The 22,013-nt window shown below is 71.3% G+C and carries 25 protein-coding genes and 1 pseudogene; 20 read left to right on the forward strand and 6 right to left on the reverse strand.

What is annotated here, in order from left to right:
* Positions 1-7: 7 nt before the first annotated feature.
* On the forward strand, positions 8-1,246 hold the full coding sequence (aroA, locus tag ACWEGE_RS10490; RefSeq protein ID WP_449660167.1) for a 3-phosphoshikimate 1-carboxyvinyltransferase: 1,239 nt from the start codon (positions 8-10) through the stop codon (positions 1,244-1,246).
* Here the strand turns inward: aroA and ACWEGE_RS10495 are convergent.
* Complete coding sequence (locus ACWEGE_RS10495) at positions 1,243-1,818, reverse strand: cob(I)yrinic acid a,c-diamide adenosyltransferase (protein WP_449660168.1); 576 nt, start codon at positions 1,816-1,818, stop codon at positions 1,243-1,245. The genes aroA and ACWEGE_RS10495 overlap by 4 nt on opposite strands.
* A 61-nt stretch (positions 1,819-1,879) precedes the next feature.
* Between ACWEGE_RS10495 and murA the strand changes: the two genes are divergently transcribed.
* The gene (gene murA, locus ACWEGE_RS10500) at positions 1,880-3,154 is read left to right on the forward strand and encodes a UDP-N-acetylglucosamine 1-carboxyvinyltransferase (RefSeq protein WP_176175206.1); all 1,275 of its coding nucleotides are present in this window, start codon (positions 1,880-1,882) and stop codon (positions 3,152-3,154) included.
* A gap of 1 nt (position 3,155) precedes the next feature.
* Here murA and ACWEGE_RS10505 read toward each other — a convergent pair whose 3' ends face one another.
* Complete coding sequence (locus tag ACWEGE_RS10505) at positions 3,156-3,749, reverse strand: TetR/AcrR family transcriptional regulator (RefSeq protein ID WP_449660169.1); 594 nt, start codon at positions 3,747-3,749, stop codon at positions 3,156-3,158.
* 74 nt (positions 3,750-3,823) lie between these two features.
* Here ACWEGE_RS10505 and ACWEGE_RS10510 point away from each other — a divergent pair.
* The 3 genes and pseudogenes from ACWEGE_RS10510 to ACWEGE_RS10520 all read left to right on the forward strand — a co-directional run.
* Positions 3,824-4,267 (forward strand): annotated as a pseudogene (locus ACWEGE_RS10510) (nuclear transport factor 2 family protein); the annotation flags it as partial.
* Positions 4,260-5,078 (forward strand): NAD(P)H-binding protein, encoded by an 819-nt coding sequence (locus ACWEGE_RS10515; RefSeq protein ID WP_449660170.1) that lies wholly within the window; start codon positions 4,260-4,262, stop codon positions 5,076-5,078. The pseudogene ACWEGE_RS10510 and the gene ACWEGE_RS10515, both read left to right, overlap by 8 nt.
* Positions 5,075-6,265 carry an alpha/beta hydrolase family protein gene (locus ACWEGE_RS10520; protein ID WP_449660171.1) on the forward strand — a complete coding sequence of 397 codons (1,191 nt, stop codon included), beginning with the start codon at positions 5,075-5,077 and terminating at the stop codon, positions 6,263-6,265. Before ACWEGE_RS10515 ends, ACWEGE_RS10520 begins: the two co-directional genes overlap by 4 nt.
* Here ACWEGE_RS10520 and ACWEGE_RS10525 read toward each other — a convergent pair.
* Complete coding sequence (locus ACWEGE_RS10525) at positions 6,262-6,888, reverse strand: LysE family translocator (RefSeq protein ID WP_449660172.1); 627 nt, start codon at positions 6,886-6,888, stop codon at positions 6,262-6,264. The two genes, ACWEGE_RS10520 and ACWEGE_RS10525, sit on opposite strands and share 4 nt — an antisense overlap.
* Positions 6,888-7,514 (reverse strand): LysE family translocator, encoded by a 627-nt coding sequence (locus tag ACWEGE_RS10530; RefSeq protein WP_449660173.1) that lies wholly within the window; start codon positions 7,512-7,514, stop codon positions 6,888-6,890. Before ACWEGE_RS10530 ends, ACWEGE_RS10525 begins: the two co-directional genes overlap by 1 nt.
* Positions 7,515-7,667: 153 nt before the next feature.
* On the opposite strand from ACWEGE_RS10530, the gene ACWEGE_RS10535 reads away from it, so the two are divergent.
* Together ACWEGE_RS10535 and ACWEGE_RS10540 are read left to right on the forward strand one after the other, a co-directional pair.
* The gene (locus tag ACWEGE_RS10535) at positions 7,668-8,186 is read left to right on the forward strand and encodes a PH domain-containing protein (protein ID WP_449660174.1); all 519 of its coding nucleotides are present in this window, start codon (positions 7,668-7,670) and stop codon (positions 8,184-8,186) included.
* Between the two features lie 148 nt (positions 8,187-8,334).
* Positions 8,335-10,353, forward strand: a complete 2,019-nt coding sequence (locus tag ACWEGE_RS10540) for a protein meaA (protein ID WP_449660175.1) — start codon at positions 8,335-8,337, stop codon at positions 10,351-10,353.
* Here ACWEGE_RS10540 and ACWEGE_RS10545 read toward each other — a convergent pair.
* Complete coding sequence (locus tag ACWEGE_RS10545) at positions 10,346-10,888, reverse strand: cysteine hydrolase family protein (protein ID WP_449660176.1); 543 nt, start codon at positions 10,886-10,888, stop codon at positions 10,346-10,348. The two genes, ACWEGE_RS10540 and ACWEGE_RS10545, sit on opposite strands and share 8 nt — an antisense overlap.
* A 72-nt stretch (positions 10,889-10,960) precedes the next feature.
* On the opposite strand from ACWEGE_RS10545, the gene ACWEGE_RS10550 reads away from it, so the two are divergent.
* From ACWEGE_RS10550 to ACWEGE_RS10565, 4 genes are all read left to right on the forward strand, one after another.
* Positions 10,961-11,944, forward strand: coding sequence for a GlxA family transcriptional regulator (locus tag ACWEGE_RS10550; RefSeq protein ID WP_449660177.1), 984 nt, complete (start codon positions 10,961-10,963; stop codon positions 11,942-11,944).
* Positions 11,926-12,693, forward strand: a complete 768-nt coding sequence (locus ACWEGE_RS10555; protein ID WP_449660178.1) for an enoyl-CoA hydratase-related protein — start codon at positions 11,926-11,928, stop codon at positions 12,691-12,693. Before ACWEGE_RS10550 ends, ACWEGE_RS10555 begins: the two co-directional genes overlap by 19 nt.
* A gap of 64 nt (positions 12,694-12,757) precedes the next feature.
* On the forward strand, positions 12,758-13,258 hold the full coding sequence (locus ACWEGE_RS10560; protein WP_449660179.1) for a TetR/AcrR family transcriptional regulator: 501 nt from the start codon (positions 12,758-12,760) through the stop codon (positions 13,256-13,258).
* Complete coding sequence (locus tag ACWEGE_RS10565; RefSeq protein WP_449660180.1) at positions 13,255-13,719, forward strand: DUF2867 domain-containing protein; 465 nt, start codon at positions 13,255-13,257, stop codon at positions 13,717-13,719. Before ACWEGE_RS10560 ends, ACWEGE_RS10565 begins: the two co-directional genes overlap by 4 nt.
* Here ACWEGE_RS10565 and ACWEGE_RS10570 read toward each other — a convergent pair.
* Positions 13,691-14,236: an NUDIX domain-containing protein gene (locus ACWEGE_RS10570; RefSeq protein ID WP_449660181.1), complete on the reverse strand. Its 546-nt coding sequence runs from the start codon at positions 14,234-14,236 to the stop codon at positions 13,691-13,693. The two genes, ACWEGE_RS10565 and ACWEGE_RS10570, sit on opposite strands and share 29 nt — an antisense overlap.
* Positions 14,237-14,273: 37 nt before the next feature.
* Here ACWEGE_RS10570 and nucS point away from each other — a divergent pair, with 37 nt between their 5' ends.
* The 9 genes from nucS (at position 14,274) to dhaM (ending at position 21,911) form a co-directional block, all read left to right on the forward strand.
* Positions 14,274-14,933 carry an endonuclease NucS gene (nucS, locus tag ACWEGE_RS10575; protein WP_167384890.1) on the forward strand — a complete coding sequence of 220 codons (660 nt, stop codon included), beginning with the start codon at positions 14,274-14,276 and terminating at the stop codon, positions 14,931-14,933.
* A 1-nt stretch (position 14,934) separates the two neighbouring features.
* The gene (locus tag ACWEGE_RS10580) at positions 14,935-15,141 is read left to right on the forward strand and encodes a DUF1653 domain-containing protein (protein ID WP_449660182.1); all 207 of its coding nucleotides are present in this window, start codon (positions 14,935-14,937) and stop codon (positions 15,139-15,141) included.
* Positions 15,142-15,525: 384 nt separating this feature from the next.
* Complete coding sequence (locus ACWEGE_RS10585; protein ID WP_449660183.1) at positions 15,526-16,302, forward strand: hypothetical protein; 777 nt, start codon at positions 15,526-15,528, stop codon at positions 16,300-16,302.
* Between the two features lie 200 nt (positions 16,303-16,502).
* On the forward strand, positions 16,503-18,200 hold the full coding sequence (locus ACWEGE_RS10590; RefSeq protein WP_449660184.1) for a sodium:solute symporter family protein: 1,698 nt from the start codon (positions 16,503-16,505) through the stop codon (positions 18,198-18,200).
* A 9-nt stretch (positions 18,201-18,209) separates the two neighbouring features.
* Positions 18,210-18,494 carry a hypothetical protein gene (locus ACWEGE_RS10595; RefSeq protein WP_449660185.1) on the forward strand — a complete coding sequence of 95 codons (285 nt, stop codon included), beginning with the start codon at positions 18,210-18,212 and terminating at the stop codon, positions 18,492-18,494.
* A 47-nt stretch (positions 18,495-18,541) separates the two neighbouring features.
* Positions 18,542-19,534 (forward strand): DUF3558 domain-containing protein, encoded by a 993-nt coding sequence (locus ACWEGE_RS10600; RefSeq protein WP_449660186.1) that lies wholly within the window; start codon positions 18,542-18,544, stop codon positions 19,532-19,534.
* 78 nt (positions 19,535-19,612) lie between these two features.
* Positions 19,613-20,614 (forward strand): dihydroxyacetone kinase subunit DhaK, encoded by a 1,002-nt coding sequence (gene dhaK / locus ACWEGE_RS10605; RefSeq protein ID WP_449660187.1) that lies wholly within the window; start codon positions 19,613-19,615, stop codon positions 20,612-20,614.
* On the forward strand, positions 20,614-21,243 hold the full coding sequence (gene dhaL, locus ACWEGE_RS10610; RefSeq protein WP_449660188.1) for a dihydroxyacetone kinase subunit DhaL: 630 nt from the start codon (positions 20,614-20,616) through the stop codon (positions 21,241-21,243). The genes dhaK and dhaL overlap by 1 nt, the downstream gene beginning before the upstream one ends.
* A complete protein-coding gene (gene dhaM, locus ACWEGE_RS10615) occupies positions 21,240-21,911 on the forward strand; it encodes a dihydroxyacetone kinase phosphoryl donor subunit DhaM (protein WP_449660189.1) in 672 nt (223 codons plus the stop codon). The genes dhaL and dhaM overlap by 4 nt, the downstream gene beginning before the upstream one ends.
* Positions 21,912-22,013 lie beyond the last annotated feature (102 nt).

Raw genomic sequence — 22,013 nt, forward strand, 5'->3', positions numbered from 1 at the left:
TCGGGGTGTGACCCTCGTCGAGATCCCCGGCTCCAAGTCCGTCACCGCCCGCGGCCTGTTCCTGGCCGCCGCCGCGCACGGCACCACCACCCTCGGCCGTCCGCTGCACTCGGACGACACCGAGGGCTTCGCCGAGGGCCTGGTCAAGCTCGGCTACCGCGTCGACCGGCAGGCGGACGCGTGGACCATCGAGGGCAGGCCGTCGGGTCCGGGGGTCACCGAGGCCGACGTCTTCTGCCGGGACGGCGCCACGACGGCCCGGTTCCTGCCCGCGCTGGCCGCGGCCGGCACCGGGACGTTCCGCTTCGACGCGTCCGGCCAGATGCGCCGCCGCCCGCTCGGGCCGCTGACCGACGCCCTCCAGGAGCTGGGTGTCGACCTCGAGTTCGGCGGCGAGCCGGGGCACCACCCGCTGACGGTCCGCGCGAACGGCATCAAGGGCGGCGAGCTGACCCTCGACGCGGGCCTGTCCTCGCAGTTCCTGACGGCGTTGCTGCTGGTCGGGCCGCTGACCGCGGAGGGGCTGCGGATCACGGTGACCGACCTCGTGTCGGTGCCGTACGTCGAGATCACCCTCGAGATGATGCGCCGCTTCGGCGTCGACGTCCGCCGCGAGGGGCAGACGTTCGTGGTGCCGGCGCAGCCGTACCAGGCGTGCGAGTACCCGGTGGAGCCGGACGCGTCGACGGCGAGCTACTTCCTGGCCGCGGCCGCGGTCACCGGCCGCACGGTGACCATCCCCGGCCTCGGTTCGGACGCCCTCCAGGGGGACGTGAAGTTCGCCGACGTGCTGCGCGAGATGGGCGCGCACGTGGAGCTGTCACCGGACTCGGTGACGGTCGCGGGCCCGTCGGACGGCCTGCGCGGGATCACGGTGAACATGCGCGACATCTCGGACACCGTCCCGACCCTGGCGGCGATCGCGCCGTTCGCGTCCGGCCCGGTGCGCATCGAGGACGTCTACAACACGCGCATCAAGGAGTGCGACCGGCTCGACGCGTGCGAGGAGAACCTGCGCGCGATGGGCATCGAGGTCGAGACGGGCCGCGACTGGATCGAGATCCAGCCGGGCCGGCCGACGGGCACCCTGGTGGCGTGCCGCCGCGACCACCGGATCGCGATGGCGTTCAGCATCACGGGCTTGCTGACCGAAGGCATCACGCTGGACGACCCGGACTGCGTGAAGAAGACGTTCCCCGGCTTCCACCAGGCGCTGGGCGCGCTGCGGGAGAGCTGGGGGATCTAGGAGGGCTGCCCGCCCGGCTGCCACAGCACGTCACCCTCGGGGTTCGCCAGCCGGGCGAGGATGAACAGCAGGTCCGACAGGCGGTTCAGGTACTTCACCGCGATCGGGTTCGTCGCCTCGGGTTCCGCCTCGTGCAGGGCCCAGGCCGACCGCTCCGCCCGGCGCGCCACCGTGCGCGCCTGGTGCAGGAACGCCGCCCCCGGGGTGCCGCCCGGCAGGATGAACGACGTCAGCTTCGGCAGGCGCTCGTTGAACTCGTCGCACCAGCCTTCCAGGCGCTCGACGTACTTCTCGGTGATCCGCAGCGGCGGGTACGGCGGGTCGTCGGAGATCGGCAGGCAGAGGTCGGCTCCGACGTCGAAGAGATCGTTCTGGACCGCACGCAGGACGTCCGTCACTTCCGGCGGCAGCGAGCCGACCGCGATCGCCAGGCCGAGCACCGAGTTCGTCTCGTCGGTGTCCGCGTAGGCGCCCAGCCGCGGGGACGTCTTCGGCACGCGGGACCCGTCGCCGAGCGCGGTCGTGCCGCCGTCGCCGACCTTCGTGTACACGCGGTTGATGCGAACGACCATGGACCCACCATAGCGGCCCCCGCCCGGGCCGAATCCGGGCGAGAGGGCATGATTGGCGGCCATGAGCGAGCACTTCGACGTGCATGGCGGAGCCCGGCTGGTCGGCGAGGTCGACGTGGTCGGCGCCAAGAACAGCGTGCTGAAGCTGATGGCCGCCGCCCTCCTCGCGGAGGGGACCACGACCATCACGAACTGCCCGCAGATCCTCGACGTCCCGCTGATGGGCGACGTGCTGCGGAGCGTCGGCTGCGAGGTCGTCATCGAGGGCGACACGGCGACCATCACGACGCCGGCCGAGCTGTCGCACCGCGCCGACTCGGCGGCGATGGGCAAGCTGCGCGCGTCCGTCTGCGTGCTGGGGCCGCTGGTCGGCCGGCTGAAGCAGGCCGTCGTGGCGCTGCCGGGCGGTGACGCGATCGGTTCGCGGCCGCTGGACATGCACCAGAACGGCCTGCGCAAGCTGGGCGCGACCAGCACGATCGAGCACGGCTGCGTCGTGGCGAAGGCCGAGACGCTGGTCGGCGCGCAGATCTGGCTGGACTTCCCGAGCGTCGGCGCGACCGAGAACATCCTGATGGCGGCCGTGCTGGCCGAGGGCACCACGGTGATCGACAACTGCGCGCGCGAGCCGGAGATCGTCGACATCTGCACGATGCTGACCGAGATGGGCGCCAAGATCGAAGGCGCCGGGACCTCGACGCTGACCGTGCACGGCGTGGAGCAGCTGCACCCGACCACGCACAGCGTGATCGGCGACCGGATCGTGGGCGCGACCTGGGCGTTCGCCGCCTCGATGACCCGCGGCGACATCACCGTGCGCGGGGTCAACCCGCACCACCTCGACCTGGTGCTGAACAAGCTGCAGCTGGCCGGCGCGGACGTCGAAACGTTCGGCGACAAGGGTTTCCGCGTGGCCCAGCCGGAGCGCCCGAAGGCGGTCGACTGGGTGACGCTGCCGTACCCCGGCTTCGCGACCGACCTGCAGCCGTTCGCGGTGGCACTGTCTGCGGTGTCCGAAGGCACGTCGATGATCACGGAGAACGTCTACGAGGCGCGCTTCCGGTTCATCGAGGAGATGATCCGGTTGTCGGGCGACGCCCGCACCGACGGCCACCACGCGGTGGTCCGCGGCGTCGAGAAGCTCTCGAGCGCGCCGGTCTGGGCTTCGGACATCCGCGCCGGCGCCGGGCTGGTGCTCGCCGGCCTGTGCGCGGACGGCGTCACCGAGGTCTGGGACGTCTTCCACATCGACCGCGGGTACCCGCACTTCGTCGAGAACCTGAACCGCCTGGGCGCGAACATCAAGCGCGTTGCGGGCGAACCCGACCGGAAGTGAATCACCCGCCCTGCGCGCCCAGTGCGCGCAGGGCGTACGCCACGAGCCGGTCGACGTAGTCCGGCTCGGCTTCGGCCTGCCGGACCACCAGACGCCAGTAGATCGGCGCGGCCAGCACGTCGAGCGCCATTTCCATGTCCAGGTCCGCGGGCAGCTCGCCGCGCGCGATGGCCCGGCGCAGCATCGCTTCGCCGACCTCGCGCCGCTGCCCGCCGATGCTCTCGCGGGTGCGGCGGCTGCGCTCGGGGTTCCGCGCGTCCTCGGCGACCAGGTCCGGCAGGATCCGCGAGAACAGCGGGTGGGTCAGCCAGTCGATCAGGGCCTGCATGGTCTCCCGCAGGTCGCCGCGCAGTGAACCGGTGTCCGCTTCCGCCGCCCGCGTCACGCTGAATTCGGTGACGACCGCGGCGATCATCTCGTCCTTCGAGCGCCAGCGCCGGTAGAGCGCGCTCTTGCCGACTCCGGCGCGTTTGGCCACCGCCTCCATCGACAGCCGGCCGTAGCCCTGGTCGGCCAGTTCCCGCAGGACGGCGTCGGTGATCGCCTGCGTGACCTCGGGCTGGAGGACCGCGGCGCCGGTCGGGGTGCGTGCCATGGAGCGCAGTCTAGCGGGTGGACGGAACGGTACCGTCCCGTCTATGGTGACTTACGTCGGGACGGTACCGTCTCGTCCGAACGTCGAAGGAGGCTGCGATGCGAGACCTCGTCGAGCACGCGCTCGAACTGCTGCTCAAGCACGACATGGCCGGGTTCGCCGGGCTCTGGGCCGAGGACGGCGTCCTCGAGTTCCCGTTCGCCGGTCCGGGCTACCCGAAGCGCGTCGAAGGGCGCGAGGCGATCCACGAGTACCTGCGTGACTACCCGAACCTGCTGGACGTCCGGGAGGTCACGGCGAAGACCGTGCACGAGACCACCGATCCGGCGGTGGTCGTCGTCGAGCTCACCGTGGCCGGGCTCGTGGTGGCGTCGCAGAAGCCGTACGAGCTGTCCTACATCGCCGTGATCACCGTCGAGGACGGGGAGATCCGCACCTACCGCGACTACTGGAGCCCGCTGGCCGCGGCCGAGGTCCTCGGCGGCCTCGACGAACTGACGGCGGCGTTCGGTGGCTGACGTCCTGGTCCTCGGCGGCACCGGCACGACCGGCCGGCGGGTCGTCGCGGGCCTGCGCGCAACCGGCGTCACGGCCCGGGCGGCCACGCGGAAGCCGGGCGAAGCCGGCCAGGTCCGCTTCGACTGGACCGACCGCGCCACCCACGCGGACGCGCTGCGCGGGGCCGGCGCGGTGTACCTGCTGGCCCCGATCGGCGAAGCGTCTCCCGCCGGTCTGGTGGCGCCCTTCCTGGACGACGCGCTGGCCGCGGGCGTCCGGCGGGTCGTCCTGCTCAGTTCGTCGGCCGTCACCGACGAGACCCCCGGGCTCGGCGAGCTGACGCGGCTGGTGCGCGCGGTGCCGGAGTGGACCGTGCTGCGGCCGTCCTGGTTCATGCAGAACTTCACCGGGGAGCACTTGGTCGCGCAGGGCGTGCGGGACGGCGAGATCGTCACGGCCACCGGCGACGCCCGGGTCGCCTTCGTCGACGCCGGCGACATCGCGGCGGTCGCCGTCCGCGCGTTGACCGATCCGGTGCCGCACAACACCGACCACGTCCTGACCGGACCGGCCGCGGTGAGCTACGCCGAAGCGGCCGCGATCGTGGCCGCGCACCTCGGCCGCCCGGTGCGCCACCGCGCGGTCACCACGGCCGAGTTCGCCGCGCGGGTGACCGCGTCCGGGGTCCCCGCCGAGTTCGCCCGCGTGCTCGCCGCCCTCGACGAGGACATCCGCCGCGGCACCGAAGACCGCGTCACCCCGGTCGTCGAGCAGGTCACCGGGCGGCCGGCCCGTTCGTTCGAAACCTTTGTCCAGGAGGAGATCCGGTGAAGCAGCTGATGTTCGAAGAGGACGCGCAGTTCTGGTTCGAGACCCTGCGCCTGTTCGGCCACACGTCCTACGGCGGCTCGGAGTTCGGCGAGGTCCTCGCGGCCGCCTCGGCGGTGACGCCGGGCGACTACGACAGCTGGCACGACGCCTACCGCGCGCTGGCCGACCGGCTGTACACCGAAGCGGCCGAGGCGGGGCCCGTCACCGCGCGCGAGCTGCTGCTGCGCGCCTCGACGTACTACTTCTCGGCGGAGTTCTTCCTGCACGGCGACCCGGCCGACCCGCGCATCGCGGCGGCGTACGACCGGAGCGTCGAGTGCTTCCGGCGTGCGGAGGTGGCCGAGCCGGTCGAAATCCCCTACCAGGGAACGGTTTTGCGCGGCTACCTCTACCGCGCGCCGGGCGACGGCCCGAAGCCGCTGCTGCTCATGCACAACGGCTTCGACGGCAGCGCCGAGGAATGCCACTTCATGGGCGCGGCGGCGGGCGCTTCACGCGGCTACCACGTCCTGACCTTCGACGGGCCGGGCCAGCCCAGCGCGATCCGGTACGAGAAGCTCGTGTTCCGGCCGGACTGGGAGCACGTGGTGACACCGGTGGTGGACTTCGCACGGGGGCTCGACGGGGTCGACCCGGAGCGGATCGCCCTGCTCGGCGTGAGCCTGGGCGGCATGCTGGCCCCGCGTGCGGCGGCGTTCGAGCCGCGCCTGGCGGCGGTGGTCGCGGTGGACGGCGTGTACGACGCGGGTGCCGCGGTGACGTCGATGCTGCCCTGGCCGCGTGCGGAGATCGTGCGCCGGGCCCGCGCGGAGCACGACGAGGAGTTCGACGCGCTGCTGGCGGCGGGCCGCCAGGCGAGCCCGACGCTGCGCTGGGCGTGCGACCACGGCCGGTACGTCCTGGGCGCGGCGACCGATCGCGAGTTCATCGCGAAGTACCTGGAGTACACGCTCGAAAACGGCGTCGCGGAGAAGATCGTGTGCCCGGTCCTGGTCTGCGAAGCGGCGGACGACCTCTTCTTCGGCGGGGAGCAGGAAACCGAGCCTCGGCGGCTGTACGCGCACCTGACGGGACCGAAGACGCTGCTGACGTTCACCGCGGAGGAAGGCGCGGACGCGCACTGCCACGTCGGAGCCCAGCGCCTGGCGGCGGGCCGGATCTACGACTGGCTGGACCGGACGCTTTAGCCTTCGAGGGCGAGCGCCGCGCCGAAGCCCACCAGTGCTGCGCCCGTCGCGCCGTCCATCGCCCGCCGCACCTTCCGCTGCCGCAGCCAGCCGCGCACCCGGTGCACGAAGAACAGCAGCAGCACCTGCCACAGCACGCCCAGCGCCGCGACGGTGTACGCCAGCAGGAGCGCGTCGGCCTGGTCCGTCACGCCAGGGGTCAGGAACTGCGGCAGCACCGACAGGTACAGCACGATCACCTTCGGGTTGGTGATGTTGGACAGGAACCCCTCGCGGAACCGCCGGCCGCGGGACGCGCGGGCCCTCCGGACGTCTTCGAGGGCTTCGTAGTTCCCGCGCCAGGCGCCGCGGAGGGCCTGGATGCCGAGGAAGACCAGGTAGGCCGCGCCGAGCCACTTCACCGTCTCGAACACCGGGCGGTAGCGGGTGATCACCGCGCCCAGGCCGAAGGCGGCCGCGGTGCCCTGCAGGAAGTTCGCGACGGTGATCCCCGCGCACGCCCAGGCGCCGCCGCGGGCACCACCGGTCAGGGCGTTCTTCAGCACGACCATCGTGTCCGGGCCCGGCATCATCGCCAGGAAGGCCATCATCCCGGCGAAACCGGCGTAGGTGCTCCAGGTCATCAGGACTCCAAGGCCAGTGCCGCGCCGAAGCCGAGCAACGCGGTGCCGGTGACGCCGTCGAGCGTGCGACGCACCCGGCGGCGTTCCAGCCAGGCCCGCACGCGGTGCACGAACACCAGCAGCACCAGCAGCCACAGCACGCCGAGCACGGCGACGGTGTAGGCCAGCGCGAGCGCGTCCCACGTCGTCGTGCGGACCGGGTCGAGGAACTGCGGCAGCACGGACAGGTACAGCACCAGCACCTTCGGGTTGGTGATGTTCGAGAGGAAGCCCTCGCGGAACCGCCGGAAACCCCCGCCCCGGCGCCGCTGAGCCTGCTCGACGGCGTGGTAGTCGCCGCGGAACGCGCCGCGCAGCGCCTGGACGCCGAGGAAGACGAGATAGGCGGCCCCGGCCCACTTGAGCGCGAGGAACACCGGCTGCGACCGGGCGATGAGGACACCGAGCCCGAGCGCCGCGGCACTGCCTTGGACGGCGTTCCCCACGAAGATGCCGAGAGAGGCGAGGAGGCCGCCCCGGAACCCGCCGGAGAGGGCATTCTTGAGCATGACCATCGTGTCCGGTCCCGGCGCGAGGACGATCAGGACCACGATGACCAGGTAACTCCCGTACGAACTCCACGTCACGGCTATCCACGCTAATCGACGGCGTGGGCTCGGGTCTCGCGGATTTCGGTCACCGGGTTCGTTGCGCGTTCGGCCACGCACGGAGGGTGCAGGCGGGTACCGGGTCGCGTGTGAGGCTCGGCGGAAGGGCCTCCGCCGGAGTAGTGTTCGGCCATGTCAGCAGGGGAAATCGAGCTGTGGCCCGGTGAGCGCGTGCTCTGGGCGGGCGAGCCGGTCCACCGTCCGCTCTACGTGGCCGCGGACGGGGTGATCGCCCCTGCCGGGCTCGTCCTCGCGGCCGCCGCGCTCTGGTACCTGCTCACGCAGGCGCCGAGCGGCCTCGCTCCGGCCGCCGCGGTCGTCGCTCTGGTGCTCGGCCTCTACGGTGCGGTCGGGCGGTCGGTCCTGCGGTACCTCGCGCTCGGGCGCACGACCTACGCGGTCACCGACAGCCGGATCATCGCGCGGTCGGGTCTGTTCCGGCAGAAGGAACGCTCCAGCGAGCTGGCCGGCCTGCCCGCGCCGGTGCTCAAGCCGGGACCGTCCCGCACCGGGACCATCGCGTTCGGGCCGGGCCCGGTGACGCTGATCGGCGTCGGCGAGCCCAAGCGGGTCCGCGACCTGCTCACCAAGGCGATCGACGAGGCCAAGGCCCGCCAGGTGCCGCCGGAAGCGGACAGCCCGGCTGCCTGATCGGGCACTCGGCCGGGCCGGTCCTCGTGCGCCCGCGCAGGGCAGGCTCGGGACCAGGCCGGGCATCACCCGGACGTGTCGGATTCCACTGCCCAGCTAAGTTACCGGTCGGTACACTCGACGAAACGTCCACCGCCGGAGGTGCCCAGTGCCGTACCCAACGGACCGCGAGCGAGACCGCCCGTGGGTGATGCGCACCTACGCCGGCCACTCCTCCGCGGCGGCGTCGAACGAGCTCTACCGGCGCAACCTCGCGAAGGGGCAGACCGGCCTCTCGGTGGCCTTCGACCTGCCCACCCAGACCGGCTACGACCCGGACCACCAGCTTTCCCGCGGCGAGGTCGGGAAGGTCGGCGTCCCGGTGTCGCACATCGGCGACATGCGACGGCTCTTCGACGGCATCCCGCTCGCCGAGGCCAACACGTCGATGACGATCAACGCGCCGGCCATGTGGCTGCTCGCGCTGTACGTCTCCGTGGCGCGTGAGCAGGCCGAAGCCGAGGGGCGTGACGTGGACGAGGTGCTCGCCAAGCTCGCCGGCACCACGCAGAACGACATCATCAAGGAGTACCTGTCCCGCGGGACCTACATCTTCCCGCCGGGGCCGAGCCTGCGGCTGATCACCGACGTGATCGCCTGGACCGTGCACCACGTGCCCAAGTGGAACCCGATCAACATCTGCAGCTACCACCTGCAGGAAGCCGGGGCGACGCCGACGCAGGAGGTCGCCTACGCGCTGTGCACCGCGATCGCCGTGCTCGACGCGGTCCGGGACTCGGGGCAGGTCGACGAAGCCGACATGGCGAAGGTCGTCGCGCGGATCTCCTTCTTCGTCAACGCCGGCGTCCGGTTCGTCGAGGAGATGTCCAAGATGCGCGCGTTCACCGCGCTCTGGGACGAGCTCACCCGGGAGCGCTACGGCGTGACCGACGCCAAGGCCCGCCGGCTGCGGTACGGCGTGCAGGTCAACTCGCTCGGCCTGACCGAAGCGCAGCCGGAGAACAACGTCCAGCGGATCGTGCTGGAAATGCTCGCGGTGTCGCTCTCCCGCGGCGCCCGCGCCCGCGCGATCCAGCTGCCCGCGTGGAACGAGGCGCTCGGCCTGCCCCGGCCGTGGGACCAGCAGTGGGCGCTGCGGATGCAGCAGGTGCTCGCCTTCGAGACGGACCTGCTGGAGTACGAGGACATCTTCGACGGCTCGCACGTCATCCAGGCCAAGGTCGACGAGATCATGGCCGGGGCCCGCGAAGAGATCGCCCGCGTGCAGGACCTGGGCGGGGCGGTCGCCGCGGTCGAGAGCGGCTACATGAAGTCGCAGCTGGTCGCCTCGCTGGCCGAGTACCGCCGCGAGATGGAGAACGGCGAGCGGGTCCTGGTCGGGGTCAACAAGTTCGGGACGACCGAGCCGTCGCCGCTGCAGGCCGAAGGCGCGAAGGCGATCGAGACGATCGATCCTGCCGTCGAGAAGGCGGCCGTCACCGCCATCGAGGACTGGCGCTCGCAGCGGGACAACGACGCCGTCGAGCGGTCGCTGGCCACGCTGAAGGAGCGGGCGCAGACCGCGGAGAACCTCTTCGAGGCCACTGTGGACTGCGCGCGGGCCGGGGTGACCACCGGCGAGTGGGCCGGCGCGCTGCGCGAGGTGTTCGGCGAATACCGGGCGCCCACCGGGGTTTCCGCCGCCGCGGTCGCCGGCACGGGCGACCCCGAGCTGGAGCGGGTGCGCGCGCGGGTCCGGGAAACCGAGGCGGAGCTGGGCGAACGGCTGCGGATCCTGGTCGGCAAGCCGGGCCTCGACGGGCACTCCAACGGCGCCGAGCAGGTCGCCGTCCGGGCGCGTGACGTCGGCTTCGAGGTCGTCTACCAGGGCATCCGGCTGACGCCCGAGCAGATCGTCGCGGCCGCGGTGCAGGAAGGCGTGCACGTCGTCGGGCTGTCGGTGCTGTCCGGCTCGCACCTCGAGGTCGTCCCGCACGTCGTCGACGGCCTGCGGGCCGCGGGCGCCGGCGACGTACCGGTGATCGTCGGCGGCATCATCCCGCCGCACGACGCCGCGCTCCTGGCCGAACGCGGCATCGCCCGGGTGTTCACGCCCAAGGACTACGAGCTCACCGGGATCATGGACGGCATCGTCAGCCTGATCCGCGAGCGGCACGGCCTCAGCTGAGCTCGGCCAGGACGTCCTTTGTGGACTTCACGGTGGCGAACTGGTTCGCCAGGTTCGCCGCCGTGACGCGGTAGAGCTCGTCCGCGGTCACGCCCGGCAGGTCGAAGGTGAACGTGGCGTCGAGGGCGAAAGTGACGTCGTAACCGAGGTTCCCGCCCATCCGCGCGGTGGTTTCGCAGCAGAAGTTCGTCTGGATGCCGGCCACCACGAACCCGGTGATGCCGCGCTTGCGCAGCCATGCGTCGAGGTCGACATCGCCGATGAAGGCGGAGTTGACCTTCTTGCCGAACACCAGGTCCGGCCGCGCGCCGTCGAGTTCGGGCTTGAAGTCGTTGCCGGGTTGCCCGGGCCGCAACGGCGAGTCCGGCTTGACGGAGTCGTGGCGCACGAGCACCACCGGGAGCCGCCGTTCCTGCCACGCGTCGAGCAGCGCCTTCATGTTCGCTTCGGCGCCCGGGTTGTTGCGCGGGCCCCAGAACTCCGGGTCGTCGAACCCGCGCTGGACGTCGATCAGGATGAGTGCCGTTTCGGTCATGCCGTCGAGTTTCGCGGGCTCCCGCCGCGTCGGGGGAGTGGCAGAAGACGCGCGATGCGGTACTTTTCTGCCATGCGCACCATCGGCGTTCTGCTGCTGCCGGGCACCCGGATGTTCGACCTCGCGGTGATCGGCGAGGTCTGGGGCCAGGATCGCACCGACAGCGGGATCGGCCCGTTCACCGTCCGGCTGTGCAGCCCCGGGCGGGTGCGGACGGCCGTGTCGCCGTTCGGTGACGTCGCGGCGACGCACGGTCTGGCCGGGCTCGACGGCTGTGACCTCGTGCTGGCGCCGGGCCGTGACGACCCCCTCGCGCCGGTGTCGTCCTCCGCCGTGACGGCGCTGCGCCGGGCCCACCGGGACGGGCGCACGGTCGCGGGACTGTGTTCCGGCGCGTTCACCCTGGCCGCCGCCGGCCTGCTCGACGGCCGCCCGGCGACGACGCACTGGCGCGACTTCGACGCTCTGACCCGCGTCGCGCCGCGGGCGGACCTCCAGCGGGACGTCCTCTACACCGACGACGGCGGCGTGCTGACGTCCGCGGGGGTCGTCGGCGGCCTCGACCTCTGCCTGTACCTGGTCCGCCGCGACCACGGCGCGGACGTCGCCGCCGCCCTGGCGCGTCGCCTGGTGATGCCGCCGGCGCGGGAGGGCGGGCAGCGGCAGTACGTCGACCCCCCGTTGCCCCCGAGCGCTGCCCAGCCCGGCCTGACGTCCACAATGGACTGGGCACTGGCCCGGCTCGGCTCCGGGATCGGGGTGGAAGACCTGGTCGGGCACGCGCGGATGAGCGGGCGGACGTTCCACCGCGAGTTCGCCGCCGCTACCGGCGTGACCCCGGGACGTTGGCTGCGCGTGCAGCGGGTCCGGCTCGCGCAACGGCTGCTGGAGACGACGTCGCTGCCGGTCGAGCGCGTCGCCGAACGGTCCGGGCTGGGGACGGCGGCGAACCTGCGGCGCCGGATGCACGCCGAGGTCGGGGTCGGTCCGGACAGTTACCGGCGCACATTCCGGTCCGGAGGGGCTACGGTCGGGGAATGTACGAGCACCTGCTGATGAGCCGGGACGGCGACACCGTCACGATCACGATGAACCGGCCGGAGCGGCGCAACTCGCTGTCCGCGGACCACCTCGCCGAGCTGCTCTCCGCGTTCCACGCGGCGGGGACGTCCGACGCGACCGGCGTCGTGCTGGCCGGCGCAGGACCGGTGTTCTCCGCCGGGCACGACTTCGGCGACGTGGCCAAGCGCGACCTGATGGGCGTGCGCGAGCTGCTGGCGTTGTGCACCGACCTGATGAAGACCATGCAGTCGATCCCGCAGGTGGTCATCGCGCGGGTGCACGGCCTGGCCACCGCGGCGGGCTGTCAGCTCGTGGCGTCGTGCGACCTGGCCGTGGCCGCCGAGTCGGCGGGCTTCGCGCTGCCGGGCGGCAAGGGTGGCTGGTTCTGCCACACGCCGGCGGTGCCGGTGGCGCGCTCCATCGGCCGCAAGCGGCTGATGGAACTGGCGCTGACGGGCGACGTCATCGACGCGGCGACCGCGCTCGACTGGGGCCTGGTCAACCGGGTGGTGCCCGACGAACAGCTCGACGACGCCGTCGGGGACCTGCTCTCGCGGGCGACGCGCGGCAGCCGGGCCAGCAAGTCGATGGGCAAGGTGACGCTCTACGCCCAGCTCGACCGGCCCGAGGCCGACGCATACGCGATCGCGCTGGAGGTCATGGCCGCGGCGTCCCAGCTGCCCGGCGCCCGCGAAGGCATGGCGGCGTTCCTGGAGAAGCGCAAGCCCTCCTGGCCCGACTGAGCGCTCTGGGCTCCGGCTGGGTTTTTTCGTGGCCGCGATCCATACCATACGGTACGGTATGGTCATGGCGAGCAAGCGGGACTGGCTGGACGCGGGGTTGGTGTTGCTGGCCGAGCAGGGCGCGCCGGCGGTGACGATCGAGCGGCTGACCGAGCGGCTCGGCCTGTCGAAGGGCTCCTTCTACCACCACTTCAAGGGCACCGGCGGGTTCCGCACGGCCCTGCTGGAGCACTTCGAGACCGAGCGCACCACCCGGTTCGTGGAGCAGGCCGACGCGGCGCCGGAGGACAGGCTGGGCGCGCTGCTGAAGCTCGTCCTCGCGCCGGGACCCGGACTCGGGCTGGAGATCGCCGTCCGGGCCTGGGCCCTGCAGGACGCCGAAGCGAGGGCGGTCCAGGAGCGCGTCGACCGGACCCGGGTGGCCTACCTGACCGAGGTCAGCGGCGACGCCGGCTTGGCGCAGGCGCTGTACCTGGTCGTCGTCGGTGCCGGGCAGGTCGTGCCGCCGCTGTCCGGGCGGGAGCTCAAGAACGCGTTGGAACTGGTACTGGGGAGAGGGAAATGACCGAACCGTTCGCCGAAGGCGCGGACTACGTCGAGTTCAAGGAAATCGAGAGCGAGAACAGCCTGCGCGAGTTCGTCGCGGGCGTGTTCGGCTGGTCGCCGGTGTGGGTGAAGGCCCTCTTCGGCGTCCGGTACCTGCTGGCGAAAGCGCTGCGGCTGGACACCGCGTCCGTGCCGCGGTCCGGCCGGCTCCGGCCCGAGGACGTCGGGTTCGCGCCCGGTGACCGGGTCGCGTTCTTCACGGTCCGGGCCGGCGATCCCGAGCGCTACCTCGTCGCGGGCGTCGACGACAGCCACCTCACCGGGTACCTGACGGTCGAGGCGGTTCCCCGTGGCTTCCGGCTCGGCACGCTCGTGCACTTCCACAACCGCGTCGGCCCGGCCTACTTCGCGATCATCAAGCCGTTCCACCACCTGGTGATCCGCGGGATGCTCAAGGCCGGTGCCGCTCGAACAGCGTGAGCTGGGCCCACGCGGCGATCGACTGCGCGTCGGTGATCTCGCCGGCGAGGATCATCTTCTCGATGTCCTCGCGGGCGAACCACGCGCTGCGCATGTCCTGTTCCTCGTGTTCGCGCTCCGGCTCGCCTTCGGTGATGTCCGTGGCGAGGAACACCCAGCCGCGCTGGCTGCTCATGCCCGCGGCGACGTCGAGCTTGCCGAGCGCGACCATCGAGCCGGCCCGCAGCCCGGTCTCCTCGCGCAGCTCCCGCACGGCGAGCTCGGCGGGCGGCACGTCCGCCAGGTCCGGCGCGGTGCCCTGCGGGAACTCCCAGCGCCGCTCGCCGAGCGGGTAGCGGAACTGTTCGACCAGCCGGAACCGGTCGCCGTCCTGCGCGATGACCAGCGCGTACGTCGGTTTGTCGATCACGCCGTAGATGCCGGCCGAGCCGTCGGGGCGGCGGATCTCGTCCTCCCGCACCGTCATCCAGTTGTTCCGGTACACCTCGCGGGACGCGACACGCTGAATGGGGTCCACGCGCCCAGTATCACCGACCCTGTCCTACCCTCCTCGGGTGCGTCTCGTGATCGCGCGGTGCCAGGTCGACTACGCCGGCCGGCTCACCGCCCACCTGCCGATGGCCACCCGCCTGCTGCTCGTCAAGTCCGACGGCTCGGTGTCGGTCCACTCCGACGACCGTGCGTACAAGCCGTTGAACTGGATGAGCCCGCCGTGCTGGCTGATCGAGGACGGCAAGCTCTGGATCGTGGAGAACAAGCAGGGCGAGAAGCTGGTGATCTCGATCGAAGAGGTCTTCCACGACTACTCCCAGGCCCTGGGCGCGGAACCGGGCCTGCAGAAGGACGGCGTCGAAGCGCACCTGCAGGAACTGCTGGCCGAGCACATCAAGACCCTCGGCGACGGCTACACGCTGGTCCGCCGCGAGTTCCCGACGGCGATCGGCCCGGTCGACATCATGGCCCGCGACGCGGAGGGCCGCTCGGTGGCGGTCGAGATCAAGCGCCGCGGCGAAATCGACGGCGTGGAGCAGCTCACGCGCTACCTGGAGCTGCTCAACCGCGACCCGCTCCTGGCCCCGGTGCAGGGCGTGTTCGCGGCCCAGATCATCAAGCCCCAGGCCCGCACGCTGGCCGAGGACCGCGGGATCCGCTGCCTGACCCTGGACTACGACGAGCTCCGCGGCATCGAGTCCGACGAGTTCCGGCTGTTCTGACGTGGAGCCGGGTCGCTACGTCCACTACAAGGGCGGCGAGTACGAGGTGATCGGCGTGGCCCGGCACAGCGAGACCGAAGAGGAGCTCGTGGTGTACCGGGCGCTCTACGGCGAGCGCGGGCTGTGGGTGCGCCCGGAACCGATGTTCACCGAGACGGTCGAGACGCCCGCCGGTCGCGTGCCACGCTTCCGGCGGGTGGCGGACTGACCGGCCGTCGTTGAAAAATTGACCCCTCGGCCGCCCGGACGGGCGGTATCTGCGGTCGATACCGAATCGATGCCGAAATCGATGTATCTGATTCGGTGATTATTACTCGTCGAGGAAATCTTTGACCCGATAGGCGCGCGTGTGGTTAGCGGAAACTTTCTCGCCGCCATTCTGTGCGCTGTTCGGGTGAGATCGGGATCTTATTCGACGGTGCTGTGCCACACTCGATTCGAGGGGTTCCGCCGGTGCGTCCGGCGTGCCGGAGGGTGGTGCGCTCGGCCGTCGTTTTCCTGTCGTGCCAACGTTTCAGTCCGCCTTCGAGCTCGGGGTGCGCATGCCAGCCGGCCGACGTGCGCGCATTTGACCTGCACGGAGGAGGAAGTCATGCGTTATCGCCCACTCGGTTCCGACCCGGTCGACCCGCGCCTGGGCCGGTTCATTCCGGACGACTGGCGGCACGTGGAAAGGTATCCGCTCGGCGCGCTGGCCGAGGAAGACCGGCCCACCCGGGCACCGGTCGTGATCGGCGTCAACTGGTACTCGGCCTTCGACCAGCCGGAGCAGGACGAGAAGTCCGGTGAGTTCTTCATCGCGAAGGCCGGCGTCAAGAAGCTCGGTCACATCCGCGGCGGCCACTGCGTGTGCCTCGAGCCGGGCGGCGCCCCGGACACCGACGCCTGGTACGCGTTCTACGACCAGGGCCACGAAGGCGCCTGCGTCGGCTTCGGCTGGTCGCGGTGCATGTCGATCTTCAACGGCAGCGAGTACGCGGCCCGCTGGCTCTGGGACTCGGCCAAGAAGCGCGACGAGTGGCCCGAGACCAACCCCGGTGACGAGAACGGCACGTCGGTCCGGGCCGCGGCCGAGGTGCTCAAGGACGCCGGGCACGTCCTGTGGGACGACTCCTACGCCAACGACGACTGGCACGCCCGCGAGAAGTACACCGCCGAGGCCAAGCAGGGCATCAAGGCGTTCCGCTGGGCGAAGTCGGTCGACGACGTGCACTCCGTGCTGGCCAACCCGCGGGCCGACGAGCTCGGCGCCGTGCCGATCCTCAATTCGTGGGGCCCGGGCTTCCCGCACCGGACCTACCTGCCCGACGCGGTGCTCGCCAAGCTGATCGAGGAGGACGGCGAGATCGCGGTGCCGACCGACCGGTGATTCCGCACCGCTCCCGCGGCGCGTGAACGAGGGCGCGTTTCCCCTGGTGGTGACCGGGGGAGGCGCGCCCTCCGCCCATTGTGGACACGTCGGCGTGCCGACCCTGAATCCATGCAGTACTGTCCGGATCCGACGGGATGCTGGTGATTCCTGTCGGATCTTGTCCTGTTTGAATAAGGGAACTGCCGGAGGTGGGTCGGGTGCTCGTACTGGCCGATGCGAACCTGCGACTCGACGCGAGCGCGATCGACTACATCGAGTTGGCCTTCTACTTCGCGCTCGTGCTCGGCATCGGGTACCTGGCGCGGCGGCAGGTGTCGAGCAGCCTCGACTTCTTCCTGTCCGGCCGCTCGCTGCCCGCCTGGGTCACCGGCCTGGCGTTCATCTCGGCGAACCTCGGCGCGGTCGAGGTCATGGGCATGTCCGCCAACGGCGCCCAGTACGGCCTGCCGACCGTGCACTACTTCTGGATCGGCGCCATCCCGGCGATGCTGTTCCTCGGCATCGTGATGATGCCCTTCTACTACGGCTCCAAGGTCCGCAGCGTCCCGGAGTTCATGCGGCGGCGCTTCGGCAAGCCGGCCCACCTGGTCAACGGCATCAGCTTCGCCGCGGCCCAGATCCTCATCGCGGGCGCGAACCTGTTCCTGCTGGCCAGCGTGGTGAACCTGCTGCTGGGCTGGCCGCTGTGGGTGTCGATCATCGTCGCCGCCGCGATCGTGCTCTCCTACACCGCGCTCGGCGGCCTGTCCGCCGCGATCTACAACGAGGTCCTGCAGTTCTTCGTCATCGTCATCGCGCTGGTGCCGCTGACGATCATCGGCCTGGTCAAGGTCGGCGGCTGGCAGGGCCTGGTCGACAAGGTGACCAACAGCCCGGGCGGCACCGCGCAGCTGCACTCGTGGCCCGGCGACAACCTGACCGGCTTCGGCAACAGCCTGCTTTCGGTGCTGGGCATCGTGTTCGGCCTCGGGTTCGTGCTCTCCTTCGGCTACTGGACGACGAACTTCGTCGAGGTCCAGCGCGCGATGGCGTCCAAGAGCATGTCCGCCGCGCGGCGCACGCCGATCATCGGCGCGTTCCCGAAGATGCTGGTCCCGTTCATCGTCATCATCCCCGGCATGATCGCCGCGGTCACGGTGTCCGAGTACGTCAAGGACAAGCAGGTGCTGCTCGACGGCGGCAAGGCCGAAAGCGGCGTCACCTTCAACAACGCGCTCCTGCTGCTGATGCGCGACCTGCTGCCCAACGGCATGCTCGGCATCGCCATCGCCGGGCTGCTGGCCTCGTTCATGGCCGGCATGGCGGCGAACCTCAGCTCGTTCAACACGGTCTTCACGTACGACATCTGGCAGACCTACGTGAAGAAGGACAAGCCGGACCACTACTACCTGAACCTGGGCCGGATCGTGACGTCGGGCGGCACGATCCTCGCGATCGGCACCGCGTTCATCGCGTCGAACTCCGGCAACATCCTGAACTACCTGCAGGACCTGTTCTCCTTCTTCAACGCGCCGCTGTTCGCGACGTTCATCCTGGGCATGTTCTGGAAGCGGATGACCCCGCACGCCGGCTGGAGCGGCCTGGTCCTCGGGACGGCGTCCGCGATCACGATCTGGGGCCTGTCGCAGGCCGGGGTGATCGGCCTGGAGGGCCAGGGCACCAGCTTCGTGGCCGCCGGGGTCGCCTTCGTGGTCGACATCGTGGTGAGCGTCGTCGTGTCGCTGGCGACCAAGCCGAAGCCGGACGAGGAGCTGGTGGGCCTGGTCTACTCGCTGACGCCGAAGGAAACGCGGCAGCACGACGCCACGGGCGAGAACGCGGGCTGGTACCGCAAGCCGGGCCTGCTCGCGGGCATCGTGCTCGTCCTGACCATCGCCCTGAACGTCATCTTCTAGGAGGTCGGAATGGCTACCGAGTCGCAGCCGCGCGCACACAAGGCAGGCGCCTTCGACATCCGGCTGATCATCGCCCTGCTGATCGGCGTCTACGGCGTCATCCTCACCGTGATGGGCATCGGCTTCACCTCCGACGAGGAGATCAAGAAGGCGGCCGACGTCAACATCAACCTGTGGGCCGGGATCGGCATGCTGGTGGTCGCCGCGCTGTTCGTCATCTGGGCCGTGGTGCGCCCGCTCGTCGTGCCCGCCGAGACCGAGAGCGACGACACACCGGCCGTCGCGGGCGAATAGCCGGGTTGTCCGGACAGCGGCGCGAAGGTGCCGCTACCGTGCATCGCGTGTTCCCAGACGCTCGGCGCCGCCGTCTCCCGAAGCTGTTCCTGCTGGTCACCGCGCTCGCGCTGCCGCTGACGGCGTGCGGGCCGGACCTCGGCAAGTCCAACTTCGCCCGGACGACGGTGCCCGCGGCGGCCGGCTCCGGCCAGCCCGCCGACGGCCCGATCACCGACGCCGCCGTCGCCGTCGGCGTGCTCCGCACGATCCAGCCGTGCCAGTTCCTGACCAAGACCGCGCTCGGCGCGCTCGGTCTCGGCACGGTCGAAGACGACCCGTCGCCGTCTTCGATCGCCTTCGACACCTGCAGCAACAAGGTGAAGGACCCCGGCGGCAAGGTGATCCGGCTCGAGCTCGAGGTCGGCAGCACATTGGTGCCGCGGGCCGACAAGACGACCGGGGTGACCGGCGGGCTGCCGGTGCGCGTGAACAAGACCGGCGACACCGACTGCACCGTCGCCGTGATGACGGCGCTCAACCCGGACGTGGGGCTCGAGGTGACGGTCACCTACCCCGGTGATCCCTGCCGTCCCGGGCAGACGTTCGCCGAGGCCGTCGTCCAAAAGCTGCACAGCTCGCCGGAGAAGTACTCGACGCCCGCGGGCACCGTGCTGACCGCCGATCCGTGCGCGATGGCCGACGTCGCGGTGGTGACCGCCGCCGTGCCGTCCGCGAAGCCCGCGCCCTCGGGCCTGCACGCGTGCGAGTGGAAGGACCGGGGCCCGGCGGTGACGGTCGGGTTCCGGCCGGGCCTGCCCCCGCTCGTCGGCGACGGCAATTCCAAGGTGGACCTCGGCAACGGCGTCACCGGCTTCCAGAAGCAGCAGACCGGGGGTTCGGCCCGGTGCAAGGTCGAGTGGCAGCACCGGCCGTGGCAGGGCGACGACGTCGAACTGGCCCAGGTGGACTACCAGGGCTATGCCGACAACGACGCCGACCCGTGCGGCAAGGCGGTGGCCGTCGCGAAGAACGTGGTCACCAAGCTGCCCAAACCGTGACCCGGCCCTGATCTGGCGGCGGGCCGCGCGGAGAGGTAGGAAGGGGACACCCCACCCGCCGATGTGTCGGAGGCTGCCGTGAAGAAGATCATCAACGATCCGGCGAACGTGGTCGCCGAGTCGCTGCGGGGCCTCGCCGCCGCGCACGCCGATGTCCTCCGTGTCCAGTACGACCCGGACGTCGTGATCAGAGCCGACGCGCCGGTCGCGGGCAAGGTCGCGGTCATCTCCGGCGGTGGGTCCGGGCACGAACCGCTGCACGGCGGCTTCGTCGGCCAGGGCATGCTCGCCGCCGCCGTGCCCGGTGCGGTGTTCACCTCGCCGACGCCGGACGCGGTGCAGGCCGCCGTAACCGCCACCACCGGCGACGCGGGCGCGCTGCTCATCGTGAAGAACTACACCGGCGACGTGCTGAACTTCGAGACGGCCGCCGAGCTGGCCGCCGCCGAGGGCCTCGAGGTGCGCAGCGTCGTGATCGACGACGACGTCGCGGTCAAGGACTCGACGTACACCGCGGGCCGCCGCGGGGTGGGCGGCACGGTGCTGCTGGAGAAGATCACCGGCGCCGCCGCCGAGCGCGGCGACTCGCTCGACGCCGTGACCGCGTTGGCGCAGAAGGTGATCGGCCAGGTCCGGTCGATCGGCGTCGCGCTCACCGCGCCGACCGTGCCGCACGCGGGCACCCCCAGCTTCGACCTCGCCGACGACGAGATCGAGTTCGGCATCGGCATCCACGGGGAGCCCGGCCGCGAGCGGATCCCGGCCGAGCCGGCCGACGCGCTGGTGGCGCGGATGGTCGACGCGGTCGTGTCGGACCTGCCGTTCGCCCCGGGTGATCGCGTGCTGCTGTTCACCAACTCGATGGGCGGCACCCCGCTCGTCGAGCTCTACCTGGCCCACGGCATCGCCGAGCGGCTGCTGGCCGACCGTGGGATCGTGGTCGAGCGCCGGCTGGTCGGCCCGTACATCACCAGCCTCGAGATGCAGGGGATGAGTCTGACGTTGCTCAAACTGGACGACGAGCTGACCGAGCTGTGGGACGCCCCGGTCAACACCGCGGCGCTGCGGTGGGGGCTCTGATGGCCTGTCCGGCCGAGGGGGTCGCGGCGGCGGTGCGCGCCGCGGCGGCGGTGGTCGCCGAGCACCGCGTGGAACTGATCGACCTCGACCGCGCGATCGGCGACGGCGACCACGGCGAGAACATGAACCGCGGCTTCGCGGCCGTCGTCGCGGCGCTGGACTCCGCGGTTCCGGACACCCCCGGCGGGGTGCTGAAGCTGGTCGCGACGACGTTGATCTCCAAGGTCGGCGGGGCCGCGGGCCCGTTGTACGGCACGGCTTTCCTGCGGGCTTCGGCCAAGCTGGGTGCGGCCGCCGAGCTCGACGTCCCGGCGCTGCTGGACGCGCTGCGCGCCGGCCTCGAAGGCGTCCAGGCCCGCGGCAAGGCCGTCGGCGGCGACGCGACCATGGTCGACGCCCTGATCCCCGCGGTGGCGGCCGCGGAGAAGGCGGCCGAGGACGGCGCCGACGTCGCCGCGGTGCTCACCGCGGCCGCCGACGCGGCCGACGCCGGCGCGGAGTCCACTGTGGAGCTGGTGCCGCGGAAGGGTCGGGCCTCCTACCTCGGCGAGCGCGCGGTGGGGCACATGGACCCCGGGGCCCGCTCGTCGGCGCTGCTGCTGCGGGCGTTCGCGGAGGCCGCCCGGTGAGCGTGGGGATCGTGCTCGTGTCGCACAGTGCGAAGCTCGCCGAAGGCCTGGCCGAGCTGGCCGCCCAGATGGCGCCGGACGTCACGATCGTGCCCGCCGGCGGCCTCTCCGACGGCTCGATCGGCACGGACTACGACGAGGTCGTCGCCGCCACCCAGCGCGCCGACTCCGGTGACGGTGTCGTGCTGCTCTACGACCTCGGCAGTGCCCAGATGACGGCCGAGCTCGCCGTCGAATCGCTCGCCGACCCGTCGGCCGCGGTCGTCGCCGACGGCCCGCTGGTCGAGGGCGCGATCGCGGCGGCGGTCGCCGCGCAGGCCGGGCGGGACCGCAAGGCGGTGGCCGGAGCCGCCGCCGCGGCCGGCCTCCCCGAGGACCTGGAGCTCGCCGAGGACCCGGCCGACGCCGCCGAAGTCGAACTGGAGCTGCACAACGAGGTCGGGCTGCACGCCCGGCCCGCCGCGGTGCTGGTCCGCACGCTCAGCGAGTTCGACGCCGAGGTGACCGTGCGGCTCGGTGACCAGGAGGCCGACGGGCACAGCGTCCTGGCCCTGATGTCGCTCGGCGCGCGCCAGGGCGACCGGATCCGCGTCCGGGCGCGCGGACCGCAGGCGTCCGCGGCGCTGGAGAAGGCGAAGGAGCTGGTGGAGGGCAATTTCGGCGAGTGAAGCCGTCGTCGCCGACCGGGTGACTTGCGCGGTACTGACTCGATTCCGTCTGGGCTTCCGGCGGTGCCGCGTGGCAGTATCGAGGCCAATTACCGGCGAGTA

Source organism: Amycolatopsis sp. NPDC004747 (genome assembly GCF_053601335.1).